The organism is Variovorax sp. GW823-FHT04F07 (genome assembly GCF_058795995.1).
This window is the reverse complement of record NZ_JBXAIG010000001.1, coordinates 538,147-550,165: the sequence shown is the minus strand read 5'-3', so window position 1 is coordinate 550,165 and position 12,019 is coordinate 538,147. Positions and strand designations below refer to the sequence as shown.

Here is a 12,019-nt window from a genome sequence, read left to right as displayed (position 1 = left end):
CCCGCGCCTTCCGCCCTGGCCTCGAAATTGCTACACTTTTTTACTATTGTTAGCAAAAGGTAGCCAATGAACGCGTCTCGCAGGACATGGCTGGGAAAAGCCTCCGCAACGCTGCTTCTGGGAAGCGGCCTCGGCGTCACCCGTCCCTTGCTGGCACAGACGCCACGCCCGGCCGCCGCCGGGGCCCGCGTCGTCCTGCTCGGCCAGTCGGTGCCGCTCACCGGCAGCGCCAACGAGATCGGCAACGCCTTCGCGGCTGGCAGCCGGCTCGCCGTGAGCGACTTCAACACGCGCAACGCCGCCACCGGCCTGCAGCTGAAGCTGCTGCAACTGGACGACGGCTACGACGCCGCGCGTGCCACCACCAACGCCCGTACGCTGCTGGGCGCGAACAAGGCCGACATGCTGTTCGGCTTTGTCGGCACCGCCAGCAGCGAGGCCGGCGCCAAGGTCGCCACGCAGCAGGGCAGCCTGCTGTTCGCGCCCTTCGCCGCCTCCGACACGCTGCGCGGCCCCGAGCATCCGAACGTGTTCCATGTGCGCCCCGGCATGATCGACGAGGCCCTCAAGATCGTGCGCCAGTGCGCCACCGTGGGGCAACAGCGCATCGCGCTGGTGGGCGACGACGACGCCATGGGCCGCGCCGGCCTGGCCGCCGTGCAGCAGGCCGTCACCGAACTCAAGCTGCCGCCGCTGGTCGCCAGCGCGCTGGTGCCCGCGGGCGCCGACAAGCTCGACGCCGCGCTGAAGACCGTGCAGCAGCAGACGCCCCAGGCCATCGTGCTGGTGTCGCTCTCGGGCACCACGGCCAGCGCCATCCGCAAGCTGCGCAAGAGCGGCTACACGGGCAACTTCATGGCCTTCTCGATCGTCGGCATCGACCCGCTCTACGCCGAGCTGGGCAAGGACATCGGCGGCATCGTGATCTCGCAGGTGGTGCCCTCGCCGCGCCCCTCGGCCATTCCGATCGTCAAGGAGTACCTCGCGACGGTCGACAACTCCGACCAGACCGCGTCTTACGAAGGGCTCGAGGGCTTCATCGCCGCCAAGGCCGCGGGTGAGGCCGTGCGCCGCGCGGGCCGCGGCTTCAACACCGCGACGCTGCAGCGCACGATGACGGCGATGACCGACTACGACGTGGGCGGCTTCCGCATCAACCTGCGCCCCGGCCTGCGCGACAACGTGCGCAGCATCGACCTCATCAGCATCTCCGCCGACGGCCGCGTGCTCCGCTGACGCGCCTCACACCGCGCTGTCGCGCAGCAGCTCGGTGAAGCGCTGCTGCACGTACAGCGCCGTCGCGCCGAGCGGGCGCCCCTGCAGCCACAGCATGCGCACCGACAGCCGCGGCAAGGCCAGCGACGGGCACGGCACTTCCTTCAGCGCCTTGCTGAAGCCCTCGTAGCGCGCGATGTTGATGGGCAGCACGGCCCAGCCCAGGTTGTCGGCCACCATCTCGGCCGTGCTGTAGAAGCTGTCGGAGCGCCACACGCGCGGGCTGTAGGCCACCTCGTGCACGTCGTCCGCGTGCATCAGCAGCTGGCGTTGCCGCGCCAGGTCCTGGCGCCGCACGGTGCGGCCGTCGGCCAGCGGATGGTCGCTGGCCACGAACACGCCCTGGCGCACGCTGCCGATGTGGCGCTGGTCGAAGCTGGCGCGCACCGGGCCGCGGTCGAAATGAAAAGCCACGCTGGCGCGCTCCTGCTCGACGTAGTCGGCCACCTCGGTCGCGGTGCCGTTGAGCAGCGTGAGCTCGAGGCTCGGAAACTTCATCGACAGCTCGCGCATCAGCGTGCCGATGGCGGTGTACGGCAGGGCCTCGTCCAGCGCCAGCGACAGCGCGGCTTCGTCGCCCTCGTGCAGCGAGCGGGCACGCTGGTCGAGCTGCTCGGCCTGTCGCAGCAGCTCGCGCGCCTCCAGCAGCAACACCCGGCCCGCGTCGGACAGCTGCGCGTTGCGCCGCGAGCGGTCGAACAGGGCCACGCCGAGGTCGACCTCGAGCAGCCCGATGGCGGTGCTCACGGCCGACTGGGCCTTGCCCAGGTGGCGCGCCGCGGCCGAAAACGAACCGCACTCGGCGGTCGTCACGAACTGGCGCAATTGGTCGACGGTCCATTCCATTTTGGCCACCCACTCATCTATTTATCAGATGGATTTCATCTTTATTCATTCATTTTAATGGAGCAACATGGCGCCATGACGAATGCAAACAACAAGACGACACCGGCGTTCGAACTGAGCTGGTGCAGCGATCCTTCCCAGGCGCAGGCGTTGACCGCCCTGTTCCTGCAGCAACTTTCCCCTGCCTACATCTCCCACTCGGAGCTGCAGGAGCGGCGCGCCGTGGCCCCCGGCGAATGGCGCGCCGACCTGCCCGCCGTCTTCATGGCGCAAGTGCACGAGACCCTGGCGCTGGACCCGGCCACCGCCCACGCACGCGTGGCCGTCGCCCGAACCGGCGGCGCTCTGGCCGGCTTCGCGCTGGTGTCCATCGACGACACCCGCCGCGCCGCCCGCAGCTTCGCGACGCTCGACGACCTCGTGGTCGACGCGCGCTTCCAGGGCATGGGCCTGGGCGGGCAGCTGTTCGACTGGGTCTGCGCCGAGCTGCAGCGCCACGGCATCCAGCGTCTCTTTCTCGAAAGCGGCATCGGCAATGCCCGCGCGCACGACTTCTTCCACGCCCGCGGCTGCACGACGGTGTCCGTGACGATGCTCAAGGAACTGGACGGCACCACCGCACAGCCGCACGACCGGAGGGCCACGCCATGAACGGCTTGAACCCCACCGCCAAGAAATGGATCACGCTCGGCATCGTCTCGATGGCGCTGCTGCTGATCGTGGTCGACATGACCGTGCTCTACACAGCGCTGCCCACGCTCACGCACGACCTGGCCGCGTCGGCCACCGAGAAGCTCTGGATCCTCAACGCCTACACCGTGGTCGTCTCCGGCTTCCTGCTGGGCATGGGCGCGCTGGGCGACCGCGTGGGCTACCGGCGCATGTTCGTCGCGGGTCTTTCCGTGTTCGGCATCGCCTCGCTGTGCGCGGCCTACGCGCCGAACCCGGCCGTCCTCATCGCCGCGCGGGCCCTCCTGGGCGTGGGCGCGTCGATGATGATGCCGGCCACGCTGGCGATCCTGCGGCTGGTGTTCACCGACGAGCGCGAGCGCGCCGTGGCCATCGGCGTGTGGGCCTCGGTGGCCTCGGGCGGCGCGGCGCTCGGGCCGGTCGTGGGCGGCGTGCTGCTCGAATACTTCTGGTGGGGTTCTGTGTTTCTCATCAACGTGCCCGTGGTGGTGCTCGCGCTGGTGCTGGCCCTGTGGCTGCTGCCGACGCAGAAGAACACCGGCACGCGCCCGTGGGACTTCATCGGCTCGGTGCAGGTGCTGGCGGGGCTGGTCTTCCTGGTGCTGACCATCAAGGAACTCACCAAGTTCGCGCCCTCGGCCACAACGGCCGCCATCACCGGCGCGCTGGCCGCGGTGGCCATGGCCCTGTTCGTGCGGCGCCAGCGGCGCAGCAGCGCCCCGCTGATCGACTTCCGCCTGTTCCGCAACGCCTACTTCTCGGGCGGCGTGATCGCAGCCATCGTGGCCTCGGTGGCGCTGATCGGTGTCGAGCTGGTGTTCAGCCAGCGGCTGCAGCTCGTGGTCGGCCTCACGCCGCTGCAGGCGGGCCTCACCCTGCTGCCGCTGCCGCTGGCCGCCTTCGTGGCGGGGCCGCTCGCGGGCCTGCTGCTGGCACGCATCGGCTCGCGCCCCGTCATCCTGGGCGGCCTCGTGACCACGGCGCTGGCGCTGTGCGCGCTGGCGCTGGCGGTCGATGCCGCAGGCCTGCTCAAGCCGGCCATCCTGGTGCTGCTGGGGCTGGGCGTGGGCGCGACCATCACGGCGGCGTCCAACGCGGTCATGAACAACGCACCCGTGGAACACGCCGGCATGGCGGCGTCGATCGAAGAGGTGTCGTACGAACTCGGCGGCGTGCTGGGCATCGCGCTGCTGGGCAGCGTGCTCTCGGCGAGCTACACCGCCGCGCTGGTGATTCCCGACGGCCTGGCCGTGCCGGCCTCGGCCGGCGACAGCATCGACGCCGCGCTGCTGGCGGCCGAAACGCTGCCCGCGCCGATCGCCTCGCAGCTCGTGGCGCTCGCGCACACGGCCTTCGACCAGGCCTTCTTCTCGGTGATGGGCGTGGCCGTGGCGATCGTGGTCGCGGCGGCCTGCGCCGTGGCGTTCCTCGGCTGGCGGGCCCGCCCGACGGGTGCGCAGCGCGCCGGGCGCTGCGCGTAGCCGGCCTCAGGCGCTCGCGGCTTCGTCGATGAGCGCCGCCACGGCCTGCGGCTGCGAGGCCAGCGAGGCGTGGCTGGCCGCCAGCGTGATGACCTTCTTCGCGCCCAGGCGCGCCGACATGCGCTCCTGGTTCACCGGCGAGATCATGCGGTCCTCGCTCGAGATCTGGTACCACGACGGCTTCTTCTTCCAGGCCGGTGCCGTGATGGTGTCGCCGAAGGTGCTGGCCAGCGGCGCCTTCTGCGTCAGGCCCATCACCAGGCCCTCTTCGGCGCTCAGGTCCTGGCAGAAGCTCTCGTGGTATTTCTCGGGGATCACCCACAGGTAGCCGTCGCTGTCGGGCGCGAGATTGGGCACGGCCACCGGCGGATGCTCCTGCGTGATGCCGCCGGGGCTTTCGCCCGCGTCGGGTGCGAAGGCGGCGATGTAGACCAGCCCCACCACGTTGGGCAGGTCGCCGGCCTGCGTGATCACGGCGCCGCCGTACGAGTGGCCGACCAGCAGCACCGGCCCCTGCACCTGCGCCACCATCTTGCGCGTGCGTTCGGCGTCGTCGGCCAGCGAGGTCAGCGGCAGCTCGACCGCGCGGATGGCCGTGTGGCCCTTGCGCAGCAGCTCCACGATGACGTTGTGCCAGTGCGCCGCACCACCCCAGAAACCATGGACCAGGACGACCGTCGGTTTGTTGTTGCTCATGATTCGCCACCTTCCAGTGAAGAAATAAGACACCGGACCGCCGGAATGACGGGCCGGGAAAGTCTTATACGCCTGCGCCCTGCCTGCGCTGTGACAAGACCCTCAGCCCGTGCGCACCAGCCCCTGCAGTGCCTCGAGCGACAGCAGTTCGATGCGCCCGTAGCCCAGCGACACCACGCCCTCGGTGGCCAGCGCGTTGAGCTCCTTGGACAGCGTCTGGCGCGTCACGCCGAGCATCATGGCCAGCGCCTCCTGCGACAGCATGAGTTCGTGCCGCAGGTGCACCGACTGCGTGGCGTCGCCGCGCGCCAGCACCAGCAGCCGGTGCGCCACGCGCGCACGCAGGCTGCGCAAGGTGGCGTCTTCGGCCAGGCCGTAGAGCATGCGCACGCGCGCGGCCAGCATGGCCGCGATGGCGTTGGAAAACACCACGTCGCGCATCTGCCGCACGAAGGCCTCGGGCGGCACCACCAGCAGGTCGAGCGCTTCGAGCGCGGTGGCGTCGTGCGTGCGCGGCGAGCCGTCGATGAGCGTGATCTCGCCGAACCAGTTGCCCGGCTCCAGCACCGCCAGGATGGCTTCGCGCCCGTCCTGGCGCAGCGACGAAATCTTGATCGTGCCCCCCACCAGCCCGTAGAAGCCGCCGCCCGCCGCATGGATCGGATCGCCCTGGCGAAACACCATGGTGCCGCGCCGCACATGCAGCAGCTCGGCCGCGCCCAGCAGCGCGTCGCGCTGCGCGCGCGGCATGCTGGTGAACCACGGGTTGCCGTCGAGCGCGGCGCGGTGCGCGGCCGACAGGCGCGGCTTGGTCGAGGTGGCCATAGAGGGGAAAAAGGCGCCTGAGGCGGGTTTACCAGAACCTCGCATTGTCAAATTCTTGACAGTTGAAGGTCAAGCGCAGGTCTACAGTGGCCGCCATCCCCCAAGAACGGAGACCCCACACGATGAACGCACGGGCAAGTTTCAAGCGCATGCAGGACAGCACGCGCGAAGACTGGCAACTGATCGGCGGCGAGTTCATGCAGTTCGCGGGCGGCCTGCCCGCGCGCGTGATCAAGCACCTGCAGATCCTCGAAGGCGACTACGGCGGCTTTCCGGTCGACCGCTACACGCACTCGCTGCAGACCGCCACGCGCGCGCTGCGCGACGGCCGCGACGAGGAGTACGTGGTGTGCGCGCTGCTGCACGACATCGGCGACACGCTGGGCAGCTTCAACCATCCCGACATCGCCGCCGCCATCCTCAAGCCCTTCGTGAGCGAGGCCAACCACTGGATGGTGCAGAACCACGGCATCTTCCAGGGCCACTACTTCTTCCACCACATCGGGCTGGACCGCGACATGCGCGACAGCTTCAAGGACCACCCGCACTACGAGCGCACCGCCGAGTTCTGCGCGCTCTACGACAACCCGGCCTTCGACCCCAAGGCCGAGACCCTGCCCATCAGCGAGTTCGAGCCCATGCTGCGCCGCCTGATGGCGCAGCCCAAGCAGAGCGTCTACAAGACGGTGCTGCAAGAGCCGACCACCGCTTGATCAAGACAAAGGACACCCGATGAACGCCACCTCCGCCTCCGAAATCCAGAAGCTCGTCTCCGCCGAAGAATGGCAGCTGCGCGTCGACCTCGCCGCCTGCTACCGCCTGGTGGCGCTGTACGGCTGGAGCGACCTCGTCTTCACGCACATCAGCGCGCGCGTGCCCGGCCCCGAGCACCACTTCCTGATCAACCCCTACGGCCTGATGTTCGACGAGATCACGGCCTCGAGCCTGGTCAAGGTCGACCAGCAGTGCAACAAGATCATCGACTCGCCCTACCCCGTGAACCCGGCCGGCTTCGTGATCCACAGCGCCGTGCATGCCGCGCGCGAGGACATCCAGTGCGTGCTGCACACCCACACCCGGGCCGGCATCGCCGTGAGCGCGCAGAAGAACGGCGTGCTGCCCATCAGCCAGCAGTCGACCTTCGTGCTGGCCTCGCTGGCCTACCACGACTACGAAGGCGTGGCCTTCCGCGACGACGAGAAGCCGCGCCTGCAGGCCGACATGGGCCACGCCAACTTCCTCATGCTGCGCAATCACGGCCTGCTGACCTGCGGCAAGACCATTGCCGACGCCTTCCTTTCGATGTACACCTTCGAAAACACCTGCCAGATCCAGATCGCCGCGCAGGCCGGCGGCGGTGAACTCACGCATGTGGACCCGAGGATCATCGACGGCGTGGGCCAGGCCATGAAGGTGCAAAGCGGCGGCCTGGGCGGCATGTTCGTCTGGCCTTCGCTGATCCGCAAACTCGACCGCATCGACGACAGCTACAAACAATAAGACAGACGTCGATCCCGGTTTCCACGGCTGCCAGCGCCCGCGCGACGGGTGCCGGCAGCCATTTTTTTAAGCAGAAGAACCCAAGAGGAGACACCACCGCATGGACACCACGCTCATCGTGACCCGGTTCCTGTTCGGCGCGCTCGCGCTCGTGATGTTCGGGCTGGGGCTGTCGCTCTCGCTCGACGACTTCCGGCGCCTGTTCAAGCACCCGAAGGCCGTGACCATCGCGCTCGTGCTGCAGGTCATCGGCCTGCCGCTGGCCTGCTACGCGATCATCGTGGGCTTCGGCCTGTCGCCGGTGTTCGCCATCGGGCTCATGCTGCTGGCGGCCTCGCCGGGCGGCATCTCGGCCAACCTGTTCTCGCACCTGTTCGGCGGCAACGTGGCGATGAACATCTCGCTCACGGCCGTGAACACGCTGCTGTCGATCGTCACGCTGCCGCTCATCGCCAATTGGGCCATCGGCCACTTCGCGCAAAGCGGCCAGGTGGTGCCGCTGCAGACGCGCAAGCTGGTCGAGGTGATCGCCATCGTGCTGGTGCCGGTGGCGATCGGCATGGTGGTCGCGTCGCGAAAGCCCGGCTTCGCGGCGCGCATGGAAAAGCCGACCAAGGTCTTCAGCGCCGTGGTGCTCGCGGTGGTCACGGTGCTGGCCATCGCCAACGAGTGGAAGAACATCACCACCACGTTCGCCGAGATCGGCGTGCCGGTGCTGCTGTTCAACCTCGTGAGCCTGCTGGCCGGCTACTACCTGAGCCGCGCCGCCGGCCTGGACAAGCCGCTGGCCACCGCCATCAGCTACGAGATCGGCATCCACAACTCCACGCTCGCCATCTTCATCGCAGTGAGCGTGCTCGGGAGCTTTCCGCTCGCGCTGCCGGCCGCCATCTACTCGGTCGTGATGTACATCACCGCCCCACTGTTCGGATGGCTGTTGCTTCGGCGCGGCCAGCCCGCCGCCGTGCCTGCGCCATGATGCGCGGATGGAACTGAGACAACTGCGCTACTTCGTCAAGGTCTGCGAGTTGCGCAGCATGGGCCGCGCGGCCGTGGAGCTGGGGGTGGTCACCTCGGCGCTGAGCCAGCAGATCAGCCGGCTCGAAAGCGAACTCTCTACGCGCCTGCTGCGCCGCCATTCGACCGGTGTCATGCCCACCGACGCCGGCCTGGCCTTCCTGCACCAGGCGCAGCTCACCTTGCGCCACGCCGATGACGCCGTGCGCGCGGCGCAGCAGGCGCGGCTGTCGGGCCATGTGAGCGTGGGCCTGGCGCCCACCACCGCCACCGTGCTGGGCGTGCCGCTGATGCAGGCCATGCAGGCGCGCTACCCCGAGGTGCGGCTGCACATGGTCGAGGCGCTGTCGGGCCACCTCACGACCATGCTGCATGCGCGCCAGCTCGACCTGGCCGTGCTGTTCCAGACCGACACGCCACGGCGCTGGAGCGTGTCGCCGCTGCTGGCCGAAAAGCTCTTCGTGATCGCGTCGCCCACCCTCACGCCGCGCCCCACGGGCAAGAAGGTGCGCCTGTCGCAGCTGGCCGAGGTGCCGCTGATCCTGCCCAGCGACAGCCACGGCCTGCGCGCCACGCTGATGGCCGCCTTTGCGCGGGCGCGCGTGGCGCCGCGCATCGTGGCCGAGGTCGACGGCCTGGCACTGCTGATGGACGCGGTGCGCGCCGGCCACGGCGCCACCATCCAGCCCGGCGCCGCCACGGCGCGGCACGACCGCGACGACCTCGAGCTCACGCAGATTTCGGACGCGCACGTGGGGCGCCGCAACCTGCTCGTGAGCCTGTCGGACGATGAGCTCTCGCCCGCCGCGCTGGCCGCGCGCGTGGTGGTCGCCGAAACGGCGCGCACGCTGGTCAGCGAAGGCCGCTGGGCCGGTGCAAGTCTTCTCGAAAGCTGAACACCTGTTGCCTCTTTCGGCCTTTCGCGTGAAGGCCTCGCTGCCTAAAGTCTCCTGCATTCCAAGGAGACCCACGAGTGATAGACGTACTGGTTGTCGGTGGCGGCAATGCCGCGCTGTGCGCCGCGCTGATGGCGCGCGAGGCCGGCGCTTCGGTGCTGCTGCTGGAGGCCTCGCCCAAAGCATGGCGCGGCGGCAATTCGCAGCACACCCGCAACCTGCGCTGCATGCACGACGCGCCGCAGGACGTGCTGGTCGAGGCCTACCCTGAAGAGGAGTACTGGCAAGACCTGCTGAAGGTGACCGGCGGCCTCACCGACGAGCACCTGGCCCGCCTCGTGATTCGCGCCTCGTCGAACTGCCGCGACTGGATGCGCCGCCACGGCGTGCGCTTTCAGCCGCCGCTGTCGGGCGCGCTGCACGTGGCGCGCACCAACGCCTTCTTCATGGGTGGCGGCAAGGCGCTCGTCAACGCCTACTACCGCAGCGCCGAAGCGCTCGGCGTGCAGATCCGCTACGACACGCCCGTCGCTTCGGTCGAACTCGACGGCGAGCGCTTCGTGGCCGTGCGCACCGAGACTGGCGAGCGCATCGCGGCGAAGAGCTGCGTGCTGGCCTCGGGCGGCTTCGAATCGAACCGCGAATGGCTGCGCGAAGCGTGGGGCCGGAACGAGCGCGGCGAATGGCCGGCCGACAACTTCCTCATCCGCGGCACGCGCTTCAACCAGGGCGTGCTGCTCAGGCACATGATCGACGCGGGCGCCGACCCCATCGGCGATCCGTCGCAGGGCCACATGGTCGCCATCGACGCGCGCGCACCGCTGTACGACGGCGGCATCTGCACGCGCATCGACTGCGTATCGCTCGGCGTGGTGGTCAACCGCGACGCGCAGCGCTTCTACGACGAGGGCGAGGACTTCTGGCCCAAGCGTTATGCGATCTGGGGCCGGCTCGTGGCGCAGCAACCGGGGCAGATCGCGTGGTCGGTCATCGACCAGCAGGCGGTCGGGCGCTTCATGCCGCCCGTGTTCCCCGGCACGCAGGCCAGCACGCTCGGCGAACTCGCGCAGAAGATCGGCCTGGACGAAGCCACCTTCGTGCGCACCGTGCAGGACTACAACGCCGCCTGCCGCGTCGGCCGCTTCGACCACACGGCGCTGGACGACTGCCACACCGAAAGCCTCGCGCCCGCCAAGACGCACTGGGCGCGCCCGATCGACACGGCGCCCTTCCATGCGTATCCGCTGCGCCCCGGCATCACCTTCACGTACCTCGGCCTGAAAGTGGACGAGACCGCCGCCGTGCGCTTCGGCGGCCGGCCGAGCCCCAACCTCTTCGTGGCCGGCGAGATGATGGCCGGCAACGTGCTGGGCCAAGGCTACACGGCCGGCGTGGGCATGAGCATCGGCACGGCCTTCGGGCGCATCGCCGGGACGCAGGCCGCGAAGGCCGCCAAGAACGTTTCGAAGAATTCCCCGGAGGCCGCCCTTGCAGCAGCTCACTGACCTCGTCGCACGCGCCCGTGCGGAAGCCGACGGCATCGGCAGCACCCCGTCGCGCGTCATCCCGATCCAGCCCGCCCTGCCGCTCACCGCCTCCGAGGGCGAGGTCGCGCGCATCCTGCAGATCTGCAACGCCTGCCGCTACTGCGAGGGCTTCTGCGCCGTGTTCCCCGCCATGACGCGCCGGCTCGAATTCGGCAAGGCCGACACGCACTACCTCGCCAACCTGTGCCACAACTGCGGCGCCTGCCTGCATGCCTGCCAGTACGCGCCCCCGCACGAATTCGCCGTGAACGTGCCGCAGGCGATGGCGCAGGTGCGCCTGCAGACCTACCACGACTACGCCTGGCCGCCCGCGATGGGCGCGCTCTACAAGCGGGCCGGGCTCACCGTCGCATTGGCACTAGCGGGTGGGCTCGCGCTGTTCCTCGTGCTGGCCGTGGCGATGTCGGGTTCGCTCGTGCACGCGCCGCTCGCGGGCAACTTCTACGCGATCTTTCCGCACAACTTCCTGGCACTGGTGTTCGGCGCGGTGTTCCTGTTCGTGATGTTCGCGCTGGCCATGGGCACGCGCCGCTTCTGGCGCGAGGTCTCGCCCGCGAACGACCCGGGCAACGCGCCCGACCTGCCGGGTGTGCGCCGCGCAGCCAGCGCCGAAGCCGCGCACGACGCGCTGCGCCTGAAGTATCTCGATGGCGGCCATGGCGAAGGCTGCAACAACGAAGACGACCGCTTCACGCTCTGGCGCCGGCGCTTCCATCACTTCACCTTCTACGGCTTCATGCTGTGCTTCGCCTCCACCTGCGTGGCAACGCTCTACCACTACCTGTTCGACCTGCATGCGCCCTATGCGCTCACGAGCCTGCCCGTGCTGCTGGGCACCACGGGCGGCATCGGCCTCGTGATCGGCCCCGTCGGCCTGTTGTGGCTCAACCTGCGGCGCCATGCCGCGCACGGCGACGCGGCGCAGCGGCCGATGGACCGCGGCTTCATCGCGCTGCTGCTGCTCACGAGCCTCACGGGCCTGGCCCTGCTGGCCTGGCGCGACACCCGCTTCATGGCGCTGCTGCTGGCGGTGCACCTGGGCGTGGTGATGGCGCTCTTTCTCACGCTGCCCTACGGCAAGTTCGCGCACGGCATCTTCCGCTGCGCGGCGCTGCTGAAGTTCGCCATCGAGAAGCGACTGCCCAGCCGGTTGCGGCTGGGTGCGGACTGACCGGCATGGCCTGAAGCGGCCGGGGTCGGACAAGGCCCTACGCCCAGGGCGGAAACCCGCTGGCCGGGGCCGGCG

12 protein-coding genes are annotated in these 12,019 nt (G+C 69.2%); 9 read left to right on the top strand and 3 right to left on the bottom strand.

All coding sequences use genetic code 11. The annotated features are described in order from the left end of the window. Window positions 1-66: 66 nt before the first annotated feature. Window positions 67-1,236: an ABC transporter substrate-binding protein gene (locus AC1RAA_RS02530; RefSeq protein WP_492726307.1), complete on the top strand. Its 1,170-nt coding sequence runs from the start codon at window positions 67-69 to the stop codon at window positions 1,234-1,236. Between the two features lie 6 nt (window positions 1,237-1,242). Here AC1RAA_RS02530 and AC1RAA_RS02525 read toward each other — a convergent pair whose 3' ends face one another. Then, window positions 1,243-2,121 carry a LysR family transcriptional regulator gene (locus AC1RAA_RS02525; RefSeq protein WP_492726305.1) on the bottom strand — a complete coding sequence of 293 codons (879 nt, stop codon included), beginning with the start codon at window positions 2,119-2,121 and terminating at the stop codon, window positions 1,243-1,245. 75 nt (window positions 2,122-2,196) lie between these two features. On the opposite strand from AC1RAA_RS02525, the gene AC1RAA_RS02520 reads away from it, so the two are divergent. Both AC1RAA_RS02520 and AC1RAA_RS02515 read left to right on the top strand, forming a co-directional pair. Beyond that, complete coding sequence (locus tag AC1RAA_RS02520) at window positions 2,197-2,772, top strand: GNAT family N-acetyltransferase (protein WP_492726303.1); 576 nt, start codon at window positions 2,197-2,199, stop codon at window positions 2,770-2,772. Further along, window positions 2,769-4,292 (top strand): MFS transporter, encoded by a 1,524-nt coding sequence (locus AC1RAA_RS02515; RefSeq protein WP_492726302.1) that lies wholly within the window; start codon window positions 2,769-2,771, stop codon window positions 4,290-4,292. The genes AC1RAA_RS02520 and AC1RAA_RS02515 overlap by 4 nt, the downstream gene beginning before the upstream one ends. 6 nt (window positions 4,293-4,298) lie before the next feature. Here AC1RAA_RS02515 and AC1RAA_RS02510 read toward each other — a convergent pair whose 3' ends face one another. Both AC1RAA_RS02510 and AC1RAA_RS02505 read right to left on the bottom strand, forming a co-directional pair. Then, window positions 4,299-4,988: an alpha/beta hydrolase gene (locus AC1RAA_RS02510; RefSeq protein WP_095745013.1), complete on the bottom strand. Its 690-nt coding sequence runs from the start codon at window positions 4,986-4,988 to the stop codon at window positions 4,299-4,301. A gap of 102 nt (window positions 4,989-5,090) precedes the next feature. After that, on the bottom strand, window positions 5,091-5,813 hold the full coding sequence (locus tag AC1RAA_RS02505; protein ID WP_492726300.1) for a Crp/Fnr family transcriptional regulator: 723 nt from the start codon (window positions 5,811-5,813) through the stop codon (window positions 5,091-5,093). A 122-nt stretch (window positions 5,814-5,935) separates the two neighbouring features. Between AC1RAA_RS02505 and AC1RAA_RS02500 the strand changes: the two genes are divergently transcribed. From AC1RAA_RS02500 to tcuB, 6 genes are all read left to right on the top strand, one after another. Next, the gene (locus AC1RAA_RS02500) at window positions 5,936-6,526 is read left to right on the top strand and encodes an HD domain-containing protein (RefSeq protein WP_139706971.1); all 591 of its coding nucleotides are present in this window, start codon (window positions 5,936-5,938) and stop codon (window positions 6,524-6,526) included. A 19-nt stretch (window positions 6,527-6,545) separates the two neighbouring features. Next, window positions 6,546-7,313, top strand: a complete 768-nt coding sequence (locus AC1RAA_RS02495; RefSeq protein WP_070060369.1) for a class II aldolase/adducin family protein — start codon at window positions 6,546-6,548, stop codon at window positions 7,311-7,313. Between the two features lie 100 nt (window positions 7,314-7,413). Then, window positions 7,414-8,292 (top strand): bile acid:sodium symporter family protein, encoded by an 879-nt coding sequence (locus AC1RAA_RS02490; protein ID WP_492726298.1) that lies wholly within the window; start codon window positions 7,414-7,416, stop codon window positions 8,290-8,292. 7 nt (window positions 8,293-8,299) lie between these two features. After that, on the top strand, window positions 8,300-9,226 hold the full coding sequence (locus AC1RAA_RS02485; RefSeq protein ID WP_492726297.1) for a LysR family transcriptional regulator: 927 nt from the start codon (window positions 8,300-8,302) through the stop codon (window positions 9,224-9,226). Between the two features lie 77 nt (window positions 9,227-9,303). Further along, window positions 9,304-10,731 (top strand): FAD-dependent tricarballylate dehydrogenase TcuA, encoded by a 1,428-nt coding sequence (gene tcuA, locus AC1RAA_RS02480; RefSeq protein ID WP_492726295.1) that lies wholly within the window; start codon window positions 9,304-9,306, stop codon window positions 10,729-10,731. After that, the gene (gene tcuB / locus AC1RAA_RS02475) at window positions 10,715-11,944 is read left to right on the top strand and encodes a tricarballylate utilization 4Fe-4S protein TcuB (RefSeq protein WP_492726293.1); all 1,230 of its coding nucleotides are present in this window, start codon (window positions 10,715-10,717) and stop codon (window positions 11,942-11,944) included. The genes tcuA and tcuB overlap by 17 nt, the downstream gene beginning before the upstream one ends. Window positions 11,945-12,019: the final 75 nt, after the last annotated feature.